Origin of the sequence: Knoellia aerolata DSM 18566, from assembly GCF_000768695.1 — a bacterium.
Classification (GTDB): Bacteria; Actinomycetota; Actinomycetes; order Actinomycetales; family Dermatophilaceae; genus Knoellia; species Knoellia aerolata.
The window spans coordinates 73,187-89,910 of record NZ_AVPL01000006.1; the positions used below are offsets into that span (position 1 = coordinate 73,187).

At 73.1% G+C, this 16,724-nt stretch carries 13 protein-coding genes; 5 read left to right on the forward strand and 8 right to left on the reverse strand.

What is annotated here, in order from left to right:
• Positions 1-70 precede the first annotated feature (70 nt).
• Entirely contained in the window at positions 71-2,539 is a 2,469-nt protein-coding gene (gene uvrA / locus N801_RS04420) for an excinuclease ABC subunit UvrA (RefSeq protein WP_035933381.1), read from the forward strand.
• A gap of 191 nt (positions 2,540-2,730) precedes the next feature.
• Here uvrA and N801_RS04425 read toward each other — a convergent pair whose 3' ends face one another.
• From N801_RS04425 to N801_RS04435, 3 genes are read right to left on the reverse strand one after another with little or no spacing between them, the layout of a single operon-like run.
• Positions 2,731-3,219 (reverse strand): GNAT family N-acetyltransferase, encoded by a 489-nt coding sequence (locus N801_RS04425; protein WP_035933384.1) that lies wholly within the window; start codon positions 3,217-3,219, stop codon positions 2,731-2,733.
• On the reverse strand, positions 3,216-3,962 hold the full coding sequence (locus tag N801_RS04430; RefSeq protein ID WP_245618214.1) for a lysoplasmalogenase family protein: 747 nt from the start codon (positions 3,960-3,962) through the stop codon (positions 3,216-3,218). Before N801_RS04430 ends, N801_RS04425 begins: the two co-directional genes overlap by 4 nt.
• Complete coding sequence (locus N801_RS04435; RefSeq protein WP_035933386.1) at positions 3,959-5,215, reverse strand: saccharopine dehydrogenase family protein; 1,257 nt, start codon at positions 5,213-5,215, stop codon at positions 3,959-3,961. Before N801_RS04435 ends, N801_RS04430 begins: the two co-directional genes overlap by 4 nt.
• Before the next feature lie 63 nt (positions 5,216-5,278).
• Here N801_RS04435 and N801_RS04440 point away from each other — a divergent pair, with 63 nt between their 5' ends.
• From N801_RS04440 to N801_RS04450, 3 genes are all read left to right on the forward strand, one after another.
• A complete protein-coding gene (locus tag N801_RS04440) occupies positions 5,279-6,511 on the forward strand; it encodes a glucose-1-phosphate adenylyltransferase family protein (protein WP_035933389.1) in 1,233 nt (410 codons plus the stop codon).
• Between the two features lie 101 nt (positions 6,512-6,612).
• Complete coding sequence (locus N801_RS04445; protein WP_035933391.1) at positions 6,613-6,918, forward strand: hypothetical protein; 306 nt, start codon at positions 6,613-6,615, stop codon at positions 6,916-6,918.
• A 77-nt stretch (positions 6,919-6,995) separates the two neighbouring features.
• Positions 6,996-8,177, forward strand: a complete 1,182-nt coding sequence (locus N801_RS04450; protein WP_084108182.1) for a cupin domain-containing protein — start codon at positions 6,996-6,998, stop codon at positions 8,175-8,177.
• On the opposite strand, the gene N801_RS04455 is transcribed toward N801_RS04450, so the two are convergent.
• Both N801_RS04455 and xylB read right to left on the reverse strand, forming a co-directional pair.
• Positions 8,164-9,801 (reverse strand): ABC-F family ATP-binding cassette domain-containing protein, encoded by a 1,638-nt coding sequence (locus N801_RS04455; RefSeq protein WP_035933482.1) that lies wholly within the window; start codon positions 9,799-9,801, stop codon positions 8,164-8,166. The genes N801_RS04450 and N801_RS04455 overlap by 14 nt on opposite strands.
• A 32-nt stretch (positions 9,802-9,833) precedes the next feature.
• The gene (xylB, locus tag N801_RS04460) at positions 9,834-11,264 is read right to left on the reverse strand and encodes a xylulokinase (RefSeq protein ID WP_035933393.1); all 1,431 of its coding nucleotides are present in this window, start codon (positions 11,262-11,264) and stop codon (positions 9,834-9,836) included.
• A 124-nt stretch (positions 11,265-11,388) separates the two neighbouring features.
• On the opposite strand from xylB, the gene N801_RS04465 reads away from it, so the two are divergent.
• On the forward strand, positions 11,389-13,125 hold the full coding sequence (locus tag N801_RS04465) for a type VII secretion target (RefSeq protein WP_035933396.1): 1,737 nt from the start codon (positions 11,389-11,391) through the stop codon (positions 13,123-13,125).
• 1 nt (position 13,126) lies between these two features.
• Here N801_RS04465 and N801_RS04470 read toward each other — a convergent pair whose 3' ends face one another.
• The 3 genes from N801_RS04470 to N801_RS04480 are packed head-to-tail and all read right to left on the reverse strand — an operon-like array spanning position 13,127 to position 16,724.
• A complete protein-coding gene (locus tag N801_RS04470) occupies positions 13,127-14,182 on the reverse strand; it encodes a zinc-dependent alcohol dehydrogenase family protein (protein ID WP_035933400.1) in 1,056 nt (351 codons plus the stop codon).
• Positions 14,182-15,249: an NAD(P)-dependent alcohol dehydrogenase gene (locus N801_RS04475; protein ID WP_035933403.1), complete on the reverse strand. Its 1,068-nt coding sequence runs from the start codon at positions 15,247-15,249 to the stop codon at positions 14,182-14,184. Before N801_RS04475 ends, N801_RS04470 begins: the two co-directional genes overlap by 1 nt.
• Positions 15,246-16,724, reverse strand: coding sequence for a mannitol dehydrogenase family protein (locus tag N801_RS04480; protein ID WP_035933405.1), 1,479 nt, complete (start codon positions 16,722-16,724; stop codon positions 15,246-15,248). Before N801_RS04480 ends, N801_RS04475 begins: the two co-directional genes overlap by 4 nt.

Below are 16,724 nucleotides of genomic sequence, written 5' to 3' on the forward strand. Positions count from 1 at the left end.
GGCACGACTGGGTCGGCCATCGATCCGTCCGATTGTGCGCAGCGGCCGCCATGGGGCTACACAAGGGGGTGTGCACGCCGACCTGAGTGACCGCTTCGTCCATGTCCGCGGTGCCAGCGAGCACAACCTCAAGAACATCGACGTCGACCTGCCACGTGACGCGATGGTCGCATTCACGGGTGTCTCCGGCTCCGGCAAGTCCTCGCTGGCCTTCGGCACGCTCTACGCCGAGGCGCAGCGTCGGTACTTCGAGTCGGTGGCGCCCTACGCCCGTCGGTTGCTGCAACAGGTCGGCGCCCCTCACGTGCGAGAGATCACCGGGCTGCCGCCGGCTGTGGCGCTCCAGCAGCGGCGTGGCGCCCCGAGCTCTCGCTCGAGTGTGGGCACGTTGACCACGCTGTCCAACCTGGTGCGGATGCTCTACTCGCGCGCTGGCACCTACCCGGCCGGCGCATCGCGGCTGGAGGCGGAGGCGTTCTCGCCGAACACCGCGGCCGGCGCCTGCCCGCGCTGCCACGGGCTGGGCGAGGAGCACGACGTCAGTGCGGAGCTGATGGTGCCGGACACCTCCCTGAGCATCCGAGAGGGCGCGATCGCTGCGTGGCCGGGGGCCTGGCAAGGCGCCAACCTGCGCAGCATCGTCTCCGGGCTGGGCATCGACGTGGAGGCCCCCTGGGACTCGCTGACGGCGAAGGACCGCGACTGGCTCCTCTTCACCGACGAGCAGCCCAAGGTGCTGGTCAAACCCGAGCGCGACCGCGTCGACCACGGCTACCACGGGCTCTTCTGGAGTGCCCGCGCGCATGTCAACCACGTGCTGTCCACCTCCAAGAGCCAGATGATGCGCGACAAGGCGATGCGCTTCATCCGCACTGCCACCTGCTCGGACTGTCAGGGCACCGGACTGCAGGCGGAGTCGCTGGCGGTCACCTTCGCAGGCCTCAACATCGCCCAGGCCAACGCGTTGTCGTTCACCGAGCTCGTGACGCTGCTGCGTCCCGTGGCCGAGCTGGCCGAGGCAGGCGCGGCCACGTCCTCGGCCGGCTCCGGCGAGGCGACCGAGGTGGCGGTGCGCATCAGCGCCGACCTCGTGGCGCGGGTCCAGGTGCTGCTCGAGCTGGGGCTGGGCTACCTGTCGCTGGGGCGCAGGTCCACGACCCTCTCGCCCGGAGAGGCACAGCGCCTGCGTATCGCGACCCAGCTGCGGTCGGGACTCTTCGGGGTCGTGTACGTCCTTGACGAGCCGTCCGCGGGGCTGCACCCGGCCGACGCCGAACCGCTGATCGACGTGCTGGACTCGCTCAAGCACTCGGGCAACTCGCTCTTCATCGTCGAGCACGACCTCGACATCGTGCGTCGAGCCGACTGGGTCGTCGACATCGGCCCGGGGGCCGGAGAGCACGGTGGTCAGGTCCTCTACTCCGGCCCGGTCGCGGGCCTCGAGCACGTCGAGGGCTCGATCACCGCACAGCACCTCTTCGGTCGCGCGGAGTCAAAGGACCGAACTCAACGGACGCCCCACGGGTGGCTGCACCTGCGCGGTGTCAGCCGGCACAACCTGCAGGACCTCTCGGTCGACGTGCCGCTGTGCGTGCTGACCGCGGTGACGGGGGTGTCGGGGTCGGGGAAGTCGACGCTGGTGAGCCAGGTGCTCGCCGAGCTGGTGCGACGCCACCTCGGCCAGACCCCGGACGACCCGGAGGACACCGAGCTCGAGATCGACGTCGACGACGCCACCGGCCTGGAGTCCTTCGACCGGCTCGTGCGCGTGGACCAGCGCCCGATCGGACGCACCCCACGCTCCAACCTGGCCACCTACACCGGCCTCTTCGACGCCGTGCGCAAGCTGTATGCCGCGACCCCTCAGGCACGCGAGCGGGGCTACGGTGCCGGCCGCTTCTCCTTCAACGTTGCCGAGGGACGCTGCGAGACCTGCCAGGGAGAGGGCTTCGTCTCCGTCGAGCTGCTCTTCCTGCCGGGCACGTATGCACCCTGCCCTGCCTGCCACGGAGCGCGCTACAACGCTGAGACCCTCGAGATCGACTACCGCGGCAAGAACGTGGCCGAGGTACTGGCGCTCTCGGTCGACGAGGCTGCTGACTTCCTCGCCGACGTGCCCGCCGCCTCACGCAGCCTGACCACGCTGCGCGAGGTCGGGCTGGGGTACCTGCGCCTGGGCCAGCCCGCCACCGAGCTGAGCGGTGGGGAGGCCCAGCGGATCAAGCTGGCGACCGAGCTGCAACGGGCCCGCCGCGGGCACGCCCTCTATCTGCTCGACGAACCGACCGCAGGGCTGCACCCCGCCGACATCGCTCTCCTGCTCGACCAGCTGCACCAGCTGGTCGACGCCGGCAACACCGTGGTACTCGTGGAGCACGACCTCGACACGATCGCCAGTGCCGACTGGGTCATCGACATGGGCCCCGGCGGTGGCGACCGGGGAGGGCGGGTGGTGGCCGCCGGCACTCCGGCAGAGGTCGCCCGGGTCGAAGGCAGTGCCACGGCGCCGTACCTGGCCAGGCGGCTCCCTGCCCCATGACGGACCACCAGCCGGCGAGTCCGCGAAGGCCGACCCCACGAAACCGCGGACTTCCGCTCGGGATGCTGTGTGTGGTCCGGAGCACTGGCAGGCTCGGACCGGCAGGGCCTGCGCTGACCGAACCGTCGGCACCCGGCGCGAGGAGGGGCGCGCCGGGCGCCAACGGTTCCGGCGTCGCACGCCGCGCGGAGTCAGAGGTGCCGGTGCATGACGTGCAGGCCGACGCGGCCGTGCGAACGGCTGTCGAACGCCTCGGGCACGGTCCCGATGATCGAGAAGCCGAGGTCCCGCCAGAGCCCCACCGCCACGACGTTGGTCTCGACGACGGCGTTGAACTGCATTGCGGCATAACCCTGCTCGCGAGCCCAGCTCAGCACCCACTCGCCGAGGGCCCGCCCGACCCCGCGGCCGCGCGCGGCGGACGCCACCATGAACGACGCAGTCGCGACGTGCCCTCCGCGCCCCGGTCGGTTCGGTCCCGTCTTGGCCGACCCAAGCAGCTCGCCCTTCTCGGAGACCGCGACCACCGTGACACCTGGCGCTGACTCGACCCACCAACCGCGGGCCTTCTCGAGCGACTGTCCGACCGGGAAGGCGTAGGCCTCGCCGGCCTCGACGACCTCGGTGAAGGTCGGGAAGAACGCGACCCAGTCGTCCTCGGTGATCTCGCGGATGATCATGCAGCGGTGCCCCTCGGTTCGTGCGTGACGTGGAGCGGCTCGTCGCGCAGGCCGTGGACGAGCAGTGCCAGGGCCGCGGCATACGTCGCCATGACGATGCCGGACACGACGACCTCCTGTCGCGAGGAGGTGGCCAGCTGCTCCCCGAGGATGATCGTCGCGTCGGAGATCAGGAAGAGCCCGCCGCCGAGCACGACGGCACGTCGACCGCGCGGTGCCACGACATCACTCGTCGCGAGCGCGGCCATGGAGCCGAGCAGCGCGCCGTAGCCGCTGAGCACCGGGTCGGGCCGTCCGTCGTTGGCCATGCTGTCGATGGCGGCGAGCGCCGCCAGGGTGACGGCCACGACGGTGGCCGGCAGCGCCCGGGGGCGGACGCCGTCGGCGAGCAGGAGGCGGATGAGTCCGGCCTGCTGGACGGCGAACGCCCCGGCACCCCGGCGCAGCAGCCCGCGTCGGCGCGCCTCGTCGGAGACCTCCCGACCGGACTCGTTCATGTACCAGTCACCCACGGTCGACCCGACGAGCGCGACGAGCAGGGTGGCGTTTCGACCCCGGGACCGCTGGTGGCGAGTCGCCACGACGCCGGCAGCCAGGCTCGGAGCCAGCAGCATCTTGCTCGCGAGATGAGCGCGTTCGCGGCCCAGGACGGCGGCCGCCGTGGTGACCACCGCCAGCGGGACGTAGGCCGCCAGGTCCGCTCGCCGCGCGCCCACGCGGCCGACCGTCGGGCCGAGCGTCACCGGCGGCTCGTCGTGAACTCGAAGTCGTTGCCCTCCAGCCGGGAGACGAGGGCCTCCCCGAACGCCACCGCAGGCGTGAGCACGCCGCCGCCGGAATCCAGGTCGTCGAGCGCCAGCGACAGGCCCGCCTGTCCGAGCATGATCGCGGTGCCGGAGTAGCCGGGGTCGTATGCCGCGCCCACCCGCGTCCGGTAGCGCGCACCCGTCGTCGTGGTCGTCTCGACGTCCATGACGAACCGACCGTTCTCCATCGTCTCCTCGGACGGTCCCTCACCCGGCTTGGGCAGCACGACGTCGAGCAGCCGACGGGTCGGCGCCGACGACATGCCCGCAAAGAGCCCTCCCAGCACGGCGGACGTGAGGCCGGCCTTGACGGCGCCCAGGGGCCCGCGGCCGGTGTCCATGACCTCGTCGTAGCGGAACTCGCGACCGTAGGACCAGTCGGTGAGGGCGTTGCTGCGCCGAACGATCCGCGTGTTGAACGACGCCATGAAGAACGGCGCCACCCAGCGCCCGGTCGCGCTGTCGTAGCGGGTGCCCGTGACCGCCTGCACCTTGCCGAGGAGGCCGAAGTCGTCGGTCGGCCGGTTGCGCGACGGCGGCTCGGCGCCGCGGTCGGGGCTGAGCCCGTGCGGGTCACTGACGGCCCGGCGGCGGACGGGATCTGCGGACTCGATGGCCTGGTTGCGCATCGAGTCGATCGTGCCGCCGCTCACCCCGCCACTCAGGCTGCGGACGTGCAGCACGGTCTCGCCGAGCGTCCCTTCGCCGTCGGCGGCGACGCGCTGCGCCGTCCTCCAGACCCCGAGGTCGGACGGGATCGAGTCGAAGCCGCACGAGTGGACGATCCGCGCACCCGTCCGCTCCGCCGTCTCGTGGTTGGCGTCGATGCTGTCGCGGACGAAGAGCACCTCGCCGGTGAGGTCCGCGTAGTGCGTGCCGGCGGCCGCGCAGGCGGACGCGAGCGGCATGCCGAGCTTCGCGTAGGGACCCACGGTGGTGACGACGACCCGCGTGCGGGCGGCGAGGTCGGCGACCGCGGCGGCGTCCGTCGTGTCGACGACGACGAGCGGCCACTCGTGGGCCCGGTGGGGCAGGGACGAGCGCACCGCGTCGAGCCGCTCCTGCGACCGACCCGCCAGGGCGACGCGCACCCCGGACGGGGCGTGCTCGGCGAGGTGGCCGGCGGTCAGGCGGCCGACGAACCCGGTCGCGCCGACAAGGACGAGGTCGAACTCACGCTCAGTGCTCATCGCCCGAATCTAGGCGATGTCCCGCCCGCCCTCGCACACCGCCGGGTGGGGCAGAGTGGCCCCATGACGCGGCGACCCAAGGTGCTGGCCATCGTCCAGGCCGGCGGCCAGGGCTCGCGCATGGACGTCCTCACCCGGGAGCGCGCCAAACCCGCTCTTCCGTATGCCGGTCAGTACCAGCTCGTCGACTTCGCCCTGTCGTCGCTGGCGCACAGCGGGGTCACCGACGTGTGGCTCTCCGTGCAGTACCTCGCGACGAGCCTGCACAAGCACGTCGCCGCCGGCCGACCGTGGGACCTCGACCGCACCCGGGGTGGGCTGCAGTGGCTCCCGCCCGAGGAGGGCAGCGGGTCGGCGGCCCAGTCGGGTTTCAGCGAGGGCAACGGCGACGACCTCTACCGCAACCTCGACTCGATCCGGGACTTCGGCGCCGACGTCGTCCTCGTCCTCAGCGCCGACCAGGTCTTCAGCCTCGACCTGCGTGACGTCGTCGACCAGCACCTCGACACCGGCTCCTCGTGCACCGTCGTCACGACCGAGGTCTCGCGCGCCCAGGCGGCGGCCAAGGCCGTCGTTGAGGTCGGAACCGGCGGCGTCGTCACGGGTCTCGACTACAAGCCGGACGACCCGGGCGCGTCCACGATCGCCGCCGAGATCTTCGCCTACAACCCCTCACGCCTCGCCGCGGCCCTCGAGGACCTGCGCGCCGAGCGGGTCGACGCGGCCGACGGCGACGACTCCGGCATCGGAGACTTCGGCGAGCACCTCATCCCGCGCCTCGTCGAGGACGGCTCCGTGCACGCGTTCGCCCTCCCCGGCTACTGGCGTGACCTCGGGACGCCGAGCGAGTACGTCGCCGCCCACCGGGACCTGCTCGCCGGTCGGGTCGACGTCTTCGACGACCCGCAGTGGCCGATCCTCACCCGCTGGCCCGAGCTGCCGGCGGCCCTGGTGCGCCGCGGCGCCACCGTCGAGCACTCCGTCCTCAGTGCCGGGGCCGACATCGCCGGCACCGTGGTCGGCAGCGTCATCGGCCCCGGGGTGCGGGTCGCCAAGGGAGCCGTGGTCGAGGACTCGGTCGTCTTCGCCCAGACGGTGGTCGAGGCCGGCGCCGAGGTGCGGGCGGCCGTCGTCGACTCGCGCTGCAGCATCGGACGTGGGGCCCGCGTGGGAGCGACGCCCCCGGGCTCGCGGATCGGCGACGACCGGCTGGTGCTCGTCGGCCGGGACAGCCGCGTCGGCCGGGGCGTGGTCGTCCGGCCCGGGGCCCGGCTCGAGCCCGGATCCACCGCCTGACCTGCGCAGACCCCTGAACTCCCACGGTCGTGGGCGCTGGTTCTGGTGGTAGACAGTGAAGACGCACCATCTGGTGCCCACCACCAACTGGGAGGTTTGCCATGACGCAAGACCCGACGAGTGACACGAACTCCGAGGACGTCCAGTCCTTCGGCAGCGGAGACGGCATGACCGGCTCGGCGGCCGAGGGCCCCGCGGACAGCGGTGCGGGTGAGCCGGCGCTGCCCGGTGAGCACGACGGCGGTGCCGACGGCGGCGCGGACGGCGCCCTCGACGGCAGCTCGAGCGGTCTGGCCGACGACTCGGAGATCTCGGGGGCGGAGGGACCGGCCGACAGCGGGGCGGAGACCGCCATGCCCGGTCAGCACGACGGTGGCGCGGACGGCGGGGCCGACGGCTCGCAGTGACCGACTCGTCCGTGGACCCGCGACCGGAGGCTGGCGCCCCGGTCGCGGGTCCTTCCGCGCTCGCGCGTCTCGTGGGAATGCCCCCGGCGGACTTCGCCGCCGACGTGTGGTCCAGGGCGCCCCTCCTCACCCGCGCCGCCGACCTGCCCCGCGACTTCGCCGACCTCTTCGGCACCGCCGCCGTCGACGAGCTCGTGGCCCGCCGCGGCCTCCGGACGCCCTTCGCGCGCATGGCCCGGGACGGCGCCACCCTCGCGGACCGCACCTTCACCCTCGGCGGTGGTGTCGGCGCGACCATCGGCGACCAGCTGAGTGAGGACCGCGTCCTGCGCGAGCTCGCCACGGGCGCCACCCTGGTGCTGCAGGCGCTGCACCGGACCTGGTCGCCGGTCCAGCAGTTCTCGGCAGACCTCGCGAACGACCTCGGCCACCCGGTGCAGGTCAACGCCTACGTCACGCCGCCCCAGAGCCAGGGCTTCTCCGACCACTACGACGTCCACGACGTCTTCGTCCTCCAGGTCACCGGTGAGAAACGGTGGCGGATCCGGCCGCCGGTGCTGGAGGCGCCCCTGCGCGACCAGCCCTGGGAGCAGCGGCGCGACGAGGTCGCGCGCGCTGCCGAGACCGAGCCGCTCATCGAGGCGACCCTGTCGCCGGGCGACTGCCTCTACCTGCCGCGGGGCTGGCTCCACTCCGCGACGGCCCTGGGTGGGACGAGCATCCACCTCACCGTCGGCGTGCACACGTGGACGCGTCGCCACCTCGTCGACGCCCTCCTGTCGCGCGTCGGCGCCCGGCTGGCCGGGGACGTCGAGGCGCGTCGCAGCCTTCCCCTCGCGGTCGGCCGCTCGGGGTCCTCGACGATCGAGGCCGACGACGACGTCCGGCTCGTGCGCGAGCTCGTCGAGAAGGCGCTGCGGGACGTCGGCGCCGACGAGGTCACCGAGTCCCTGCGGTCCGCGGTCCGCGGGGCCCAGCGGGCGGAGCCGCTCGGCGTGCTCGCCCAGACGCGGCAGGCCGACGACGAGACCTCCCCCTGGAGGCTGCGGGGTGGGCTCGCGGCTCACTGGGACGACGGCGAGGGCGAGGACGCCGTCCTCGTCAGCCGGGTCGGCACCCTGGTGGTCGGCCCGCTCGAACGCGAGGCGGTCGCGGAGGTGCTGGACGGCATACGCGACCCGTCGGAGCTCGACCACGAGCTGCGGCGACGGCTGGCTCTCGCGGGACTCATCGTTCCCGCGGACGTCAGGGAAGCGTGACGCGACCGCCGTCGACGTGCCAGCGCTGGTCGAGCTCGACGTTCTCGAGGAGCCGGCGGTCGTGGGAGACGAGCAGCAGGGCGCCCTCGTAGGAGTCCAGCGCCTCCTCGAGCTGCTCGATGGCCGGCAGGTCGAGATGGTTGGTCGGCTCGTCGAGCACGAGGAGGTTGACGCCACGCGCCTGGAGCAGCGCCATGGCCGCCCGGGTCCGCTCGCCCGGGGAGAGGCGTGACACCGGGCTCGTCACCTGGTCCGCGCGGAGGCCGAACTTCGCCAGCAGGGTGCGACGCTCCGCCGGCACGAGGTCGGGAACGGCCTCCCCGAACGCGTCGGCGAGCGACAGGTCGTCCCGCAGCCCGGTGCGCGCCTGGTCGATCTCGCCGATGGAGACGCTGGCACCGAGGCTGGAGCTGCCGCTGTCGGGGGTGAGCCGTCCGAGGAGGAGCCCGAGCAGCGTCGTCTTGCCGGCGCCGTTGGGCCCGGTGATGCCGATGCGGCTGTCGGCGTCGACCTGGAGCGAGACCGGACCCAGGGTGAAGTCGCCCCGGCGCAGCGTCGCGTCGTTGAGCGTGGCGACGACCGAGCTCGAGCGCGGGGCGTCACCGATGGAGAACTGGAGGACCCACTCCTTGCGGGGTTCCTCGACCTCGTCGAGCCTGGCGATCCGCGACTCCATCTGGCGCACCTTGCGGGCCTGCTTCTCGGCGGAGTCGATGCTGGCGGCGCGCCGGATCTTGTCGTTGTCCGGGCTCTTCCTCACCGCGTTGCGCACGCCCTTGCTGCTCCACTCGCGCTGGGTGCGCGCTCTCGACACGAGGTCGGCCTTGGTCCCGGCGAACTCCTCGTACGCCTCCCGGGCGTGGCGGCGGGCGATCTCGCGCTCCTCGAGCCAGGACTCGTAGCCACCGTCGTGGACGGCGACGGAGCCCTGGGCCAGGTCGAGCTCGACGATGCGGGTGACGCAGCGCGACAGGAACTCGCGGTCGTGCGAGACGAGCACGACCCCACCCCGGAGGCCGCGCACGAACGCCTCCAGCCGGTCGAGCCCGGCGAGGTCGAGGTCGTTGGTCGGCTCGTCGAGCAGGACGACGTCGAAGCGGCTGAGCAGCAGCGCCGCCAGCGCCGCCCGGGCCGCCTGGCCCCCCGACAGCGAGGTCATGAGGGCGTCCTGGCCCACGTCGAGCCCGAGCTCGCCGAGCATGGCCGGGACGCGGTCCTCGAGGTCCGGGGCGCCGCTCGCGAGCCAGTGGTCGAGGGCGACGGCATACGCCTCGTCCGCGCCGGCGTGGGAGCCGCCGAGCGCCGCCGCAGCCGCCTCCATCGTCTCGGTCGCGGCGGTGGCTCCCGTGCGGCGGGCGAGGTAGTCGCGCACGCTCTCACCGGGGACGCGTTCGTGCTCCTGGGGCAACCACCCGACGAACGCGTCGCGGGGAGCCGTCGTGATGCTGCCCGCGAGCGGGACCGTCTCGCCGGCGAGGAGGCGCAGGAGCGTCGTCTTGCCTGCACCGTTGGCGCCGACGACGCCGACCACGTCGCCCGGGGCCACGGTGAGGTCGAGGTGCTCGAAGAGGGTGCGGTGGGCGTGCCCTCCGGACAGGTCCTTGGCCACGAGGGTTGCGCTCACCCGCACAGACTAGGGGGGCTCGCTGTCGCGGGTCAGGGGCCGGGGCGGTCGTACAGGAGTCCGCGCAGGTCGGCGTAGCGGCCGCGGAGCTCGGCCGTCCGCTCGCTGGCCGCGGCGTCCGGCTCGAGGACGGCGTCGGTCCGGACCTCCCACTCCGGCAGGTCGGTGCCGAGGAGGGTGGCGGCCGCCTGGCGCGCCGCACCGAGCGCGACGTACTCGCCGGCCGCGGGCACCTGGACCTCGGCCTCGAAGAGGTCGGCGGCGACGGACCGCACCGCGGCCGAGGCGGCCGCACCGCCGATGAGGAGGACCCGCTCGACGCGGACCCCCTGCCCGCGCAGGGCGTCCAGCGCCTCCGCGAGGTTGGTGAGCATCCCCTCGACCACGGCCCGGGCGAGGTTCTCGGGGGTGGCGTTGGCGCGCGTGAGACCAGAGAGCGTGCCGGTGGCCGTCGGCAGGTTGGGCGTCCGCTCGCCGTCGAGGTAGGGGAGGAGGGACAGCCCGCCGGCGCCGGGTTCGGCGGCGAGCGCCAGCCGGTCGAGCTCGGCGAGCTCCACCCCGAGCATCGAGGCGCCCGCGGTCAGCACCCGGGCCGCGTTGAGGGTGGCGAGGAGGGGGAGGAAGCCGCCGGTCGCGTCGGCGAACGACGCAACGGCGCCACTGTCGTCCGCGATGGCCGCGTCGTGCCGGGCGAAGGCGGTGCCACTCGTCCCGAGCGAGATGACGGCGTCGCCGGGTCGCAGCCCCAGCCCCAGCGCGGCACCCATGTTGTCGCCGGTCCCGGGCGCGACGACGAGGCCGGACCCGGTACGGCCGGCGGCCTCGGTCGGGCCGAGCACGCGCGGCAGTCCGACCTGCCTCCCGATGGCGAGGTCGAGCACGTCGGGCAGGTAGTCGCCCGACCCGGCGGACCAGTAGCCGGTGCCGGAGGCGTCGCCCCGGTCGGTGGTCCAGCCGTCGAAGCCGTCGCCCCGCTTGAGGATCTGGCCGGTGAGCCAGTCATGGGGGAGCACACAGGTGCGCGTGCGCTCCAGGGACTCGGGTTCGCATCGACGGAGCCACCGCAGCTTGGTCACGGTGAACGACGCGACGGGGACGACGCCGACCTCCGTGGCCCACCGCTGCGCGCCGCCGAGCTCGTCGATGAGGTCCGACGCGTCCGGCGCCGAGCGGGTGTCGTTCCACAGCAGCGCCGGGCGCACGACCTCGTCCGCGTCGTCGAGGGTGACCATGCCGTGCTGCTGGCCACCGACCGCGATCGCCGAGACCCCGTCGAGCAGCCCGCCCGCGGTCGCCGCCTCGTAGGCGGTCCACCACTCGCTCGGGTGGACCTCGGTGCCGTCGGGGTGGGACGCCCGTCCCTGGCGCACGACCTCGCCGGTTCCGGCGTCGCACACGACGACCTTGCAGGACTGGGTGGACGAGTCGACGCCCGCGACGAGCTGCTCGCGCTGGATGGCCATGCCTGCATCCTTGCCGAACGGAGGGGAGTTCTCCCCACTGACCGCCGGGCCGATCCGTGCTTGGATCCTCAGGGGGCGTCGCTCGGCCGCTGCCCGTGGCCGAACCGAGGGAGGGAGAGCGCTGATGGTCGATCCGGAGGTCCTGTACGCCGCTCTCGTCTCGGGCAGCTCGTCGACCGTGCGGGGGCAGGCGGACACGGTCGGGGACGCGATGAAGAAGGTCGAGGAGTCGGCCACGCGGGTCGACGAGGCCGCCGACCGCCCGACGTGGACGAGCGCGGCCTCCGCCGGCTACCGCGTCCGCACCGCCGGGGTCGGTCAGGGCATCCAGGTCAACCACTTCGCCCTCGGGCGCCTGCAGACCGCACTGACGACCGGGGCCCACGCGTACGACGCGATGGAGGACCACGCCACCACGGCCATCGGTCACTGGCGGGACCGCCCCTCGGGACTCAACCCCGTCGTCGAGGAGCTCCTCGCACTGCTGGTCCACGCCCGGCTCGTCTCCGTGTCCGCGACCTACAGCGCGCGACTGGCCACGGTCGCCGCCTTCGCGGCAGGCGAGAAGATCGACCGCGACGAGCTCGACGCCGACACCCTGGAGTGGCTCGCGAACGGGATGGACAGGACCGCCGACTGGCTCAAGGAGCACGGCGGCGGGCTGGGACCGCTCATCCCCAACCTCGGGCTGAGCGGTGACACCCGTGGTCTCACCCCGCAGGGCCTGGGCATCGACCCGACCACGGGGTGGATCATCCAGACCAGCTACTCGAAGGACGGCGACCAGCCCTCGACCCTGTCCATGGTGGACCCGAGCACCGGCAAGGAGATGGTCGACGTCGAGCTCGGGGGCTGGACCGGCCAGGACTCCGCGGGCGACGACGTCGACCTCCCGACTCCCGACCACGCCGGTGGCGTGGCGTCCGACGGCACGTACACCTACGTCACGTCGAGCGGCAACCCCTCGCACGTCTTCACCTACCTCAGCTCCGACCTCAGGGACGGGGGCAGCGGTCCGGTCCAGCCGATCGGCCCGCCCACCCAGCTCCCCGACGGGGCCGGGGCCTACGGCACGGTCAAGGACGGGGCGCTCTACGTCGGCACGCACGTGGGCGACATCGGACGCGGGGGCAACGCCTACGACGGGGCCGACGACGACGGGCGGCTCTACCGCTACACCCCCGACGGCCACGGCGGCTGGACCCAGGACACGACCTTCGGCGGCGGCGCCGGCTACGTCCACACCCCGCCGCAGGCTCAGGGCGTCGTCGTGCGCGACGGCGAGTACGTCTTCAGCACCTCCCTCGGCCGGGACAGGGCGGGCCGCCTCATCACGCAGGACCGTCAGGACGACGAGCCCGGCAACGGCGACCGGGGCGATGCCTACGAGCTGCCCCACATGTCCGAGGGGATCATCGAGCTCGACGGGGAGATCGTCGCCACCTACGAGTCGGGTGCGGACGCGTACGGGCCGGACGGGTCCGACGACGACGACCTCTGGGCCAACCCGTACATGACGAGGACGTCCCTCGAGGCCCTGGGGCTCAGCGAGGACATCGAGGTCTCGCCCGAGTCCCTCCGCGGCGCCGCGACCGACTTCGACGCCGCGGCCCGTCCCCTCGCCGCAGCGGCGAACCTCGTCGGCCGGGTCACCGTCTCGGCGAGCAGCTTCGGGGAGGTCCCGTCGGCGACGACGCTGGCCACGGCGCTCAACGACCAGCTCGGCAAGGGTGAGCGAAGCCTCGATGCCGGAGCACGCGCCGTGCACCGGACCTCGGCGGTCCTCGCGGGCAACGCCCGCACCTACACCGACACCGACGACTACGCCGCGGACGCGATCCGTCGACCGGGCGCACCCTGAGTCACGCGTCGTCCCAGGTGATGACGACCTTGCCGGACGCGCCTGCGGCCGCGACGGCATACGCGTCCTCGGCCTCGGCGAGCGAGAACCGGTGGGTGACGATCCGCTCCGGGTGTTCGCCCCAGCGGGCGAGCAGGTCGAGCAGCTCGGCCATGTGACCCAGCGACGTCACCCACGACCCGTGCAGCGCCACCTGCTTGTGGATGAGCAGGTCCGAGACCGCGAAGTCGATCCGGCCGCCCTCGCCGACCATGACGCATCGTCCGCGCGCCGCCGTGTGGGTCAGGGCGGCGACACGGGCACCGGCGTTCCCGCTGCAGTCGAGGCTCACCTCGCATCCCCGACCGCCGGTCGCGTCACCCACGGCGTCCGCGAGGTCGGCCGGGTCGGTCACGACGACGTCGACGAGGTCGAGGTCCCGCGCCATGGCGGCACGGTCGGGGTGGGGCTCCAGGCCGATGACCGTCGAGGCGCCGAGGTGCCGGCCGAGCATCGCCGCCGCGAGACCGACCGGACCGAGGCCGGTGACGAGCAGCCGGTCCCGACCGCTCACCCCTGCGCGCAACAGGCCCTCGTATGCCGTCCCGAACCCGCACGTGACCAGCGCACCGTCGACGTGGGTCACCCCGTCGGGCAGCGGGAGGCACGAGACCGCCTCGGCCAGGAGGTACTCGGCGTGGCCGCCGTCGCGCTGCCAGCCGTGCGCCGCTCGGGTCGAGGAGGTGCAGCCGATGGGGTAGCCGATCCGGCACTCCGCGCAGGAGCCGCAGCCGGTGATGTGGTAGACCGCGACGCCCTGGCCGACCTCGAGCGTCGCCACCCCGGGACCGAGCGCGACGACGTCGCCGCAGGGCTCGTGTCCCGCGACGACCCCTTGGTAGGCCTCGGCGCCGTGGCCGAGGTGCTCGCGGTAGATCGCGCGGATGTCGCTGCCGCAGATGCCCGAGGCGCGCATCCGCAGGAGCACCTGTCCCGGCCCCGGCGTCGGGACGTCGACCCTCACGTGCTCGACCGTGCTGTCCCCGGGCAGGCGCACGGCCGCCATCGACGCCGGCATCACCGCTCCGCCGCCTCCCGGCCCGCGGGGTGGATGATCGACTTGATCGCCCCGGGGTCGGTGCGAGCAGCCGTGAGGGCCGCAGCGGTGTCGTCCAGGAGGAAGTGGCCCGTGGCCAGGGGGCCGAGCCGGACGCGACCCGACGCGACGAGGTCGATCGCCGTCGGCCACGTGTTGGCGTAGCGGAAGACCCCCGTCACCCACAGCTCGCGGTTCTGGACGTCGCCCAGCGGCAGGGCCAGGGTGTCGCCGCCCATGCCGATGAGGACCACGCGCCCGGCCGGGGCGGCGACGCGGATGGCGGCCTGGGTGGACCCCTCGTGCCCGGAGCACTCGAGGACGACATCGGGACCGGGCCGGCCGGCATACGCGTCGGTGAGCGCCGTCGACGACACGTCGACGACCTCGGTGGCGCCCAGGGAGGTGGCCACGGACAACCGGTGCGCGTTGACGTCGGCGACGACCACCTCGGTGGCGCCGAACGCGATCGCGGTCTGGGCGGCGAGCTGCCCCACCGGGCCGGCGCCGGTGACGAGCACCCGCACTCCCGGCCCGACAGAGGCGCGCCGGCACGCCCAGATGCCCACCGAGAGCGGTTCGAGCATCGCACCCTCGTCGAACGACACGGAGTCCGGCAGCGTGAACGCGAAGGACGCCGGGTGCGTGACGTACTCGGCGAGCGTCCCGTCCACCGGTGGGGTCGCGTGGAAGACCATGTCGGGGCAGAGGTTGTAGTGACCGGCGAGGCACTGGGCGCACGACCGGCAGGGCACGCCCGGCTCGATCGCCACCCGCTCGTCCACCCGCCCGGGGTCGACGTCCGACCCGACGGCCACGATGACCCCCGCGCTCTCGTGGCCGAGCACCAGCGGCCCGGTGACGACGTGGTCGCCGATCCGGCCGTGGTCGAAGTAGTGGGTGTCGGAGCCGCACACGCCGACCGAGCGCACCTCGATGAGCACCTCGTCGGCCGCGGGCGCGGGCACGGGTCGGGACTCGACCGTGATCGCCCCCGGCTCGGTGAGGACCGCCGTGCGCATCGTGGCGGGGGCGGTGGTGGACGTCATCGATTGGACTCCAGGTCCTCGAGGGTGACCCGAGCGCCGTTGTCGTGCAACGACCTCAGGAACGCCGTGTAGGCCGTCGTGAAGGGCTCGCTGTCGACGAGGTCGCCGAAGAGGTCGCGGTCGCGCAGGAAGGCGAGCTCGTCCTCCTCGTGGCGGAGCGCCGCCGCCATGATCTTGTCCCTGTGCCGGTCGACGACCTCGATGGGCTCACCGGCCTCGTCGACGCCCTCGGCGTAGCGCGCCCAGGACGCCACGACCAGCGCCGAGCGCTCGAAGCGGCCGTCCGTCCGGAGGTTGTGCCGGATGACCGGGACGAGCCACTTGGGGATGCGGTCGGAGCTCTCGGCGCACAGCCGGGCCAGGGTGTCACGCACCTCGGGGTTGGCGAAGCGCTCGATGAGCTGTCGGCGATAGACGCCCAGGTCGACCCCGGGCACCTCGGGCAGCGTGGGCGAGCCCTCCTCCGCCATGTAGCCGAGCAGGAACTCCCTGAACAGCGGGTCCTGGGCGACCTCGTGGGCGTAGCGGTACCCCGACAGGTACCCGAGGTAGCAGAGGGCCTGGTGGCTGGCGTTGAGCAGGCGCAGCTTCATCAGCTCGTAGGGCACCACGTCGTCGACGATCTGGACACCGACGTCCTCGAACGGCGGCCGGCCGGAAGGGAAGTGGTCCTCGAGAACCCACTGCGTGAACGGCTCGCACACGACCGGCCACGCGTCCTCGACACCGAACTGGTCGGCGAGGGCCGCGACGTCCTCCGGCGAGGTCACCGGGGTGATCCGGTCGACCATGCAGTTGGGGAAGGCGACGTGCTCCTCCACCCAGTCACCGAGCTCGGGGTCCTTGAGCCGGGCGAAGGCGACGATCATCTTCTTCGCGACGTCGCCGTTGCCGGGGAGGTTGTCGCACGACATCACCGTGAACGGGTCGGTCCCGGCCTCCCGGCGCCGGCGCGCGGCCTCGGTGACGAAGCCGAACATGCTGCGCGGCAGGCCCTCGGCGCCGAGGTCCGCCTGGAGGACGGGGTCGCTCGCGTCGAACTCGCCGGTCACCTGGTTGACGTGGTAGCCGCCCTCGGTGACCGTGAGCGAGACGATGCGCGTGGCGGGGTCGACGAGCCGGTCGAGGACCGCCTGCGGGTCGTCGGGGGCGAAGAGGTAGCCGACCATCGACCCGATGACCCGCGGCTCGAGGCGCCCGTCGGGGTGCTTGACGACGAGCGTGAAGAGGTTGTCCTGGGCGGCCATGGCGTCGCGCATCCGGGAGTCGCCCGGCATGAGCCCGACCCCGACGATGCCCCAGTCGTGCGCCGTTCCCTCGTTCATGAGGGCGTCGACGTACATCGCCTCGTGCGCCCGGTGGAACCCACCGACCCCGAAGTGGACGATGCCGGGGGTGACCGCCGAGCGGTCGTATGCCGGCCGCGCCACCTCCGCGGGCAGGTCGCCGATGGTTGCCTGGCTGAGCTTCACCAC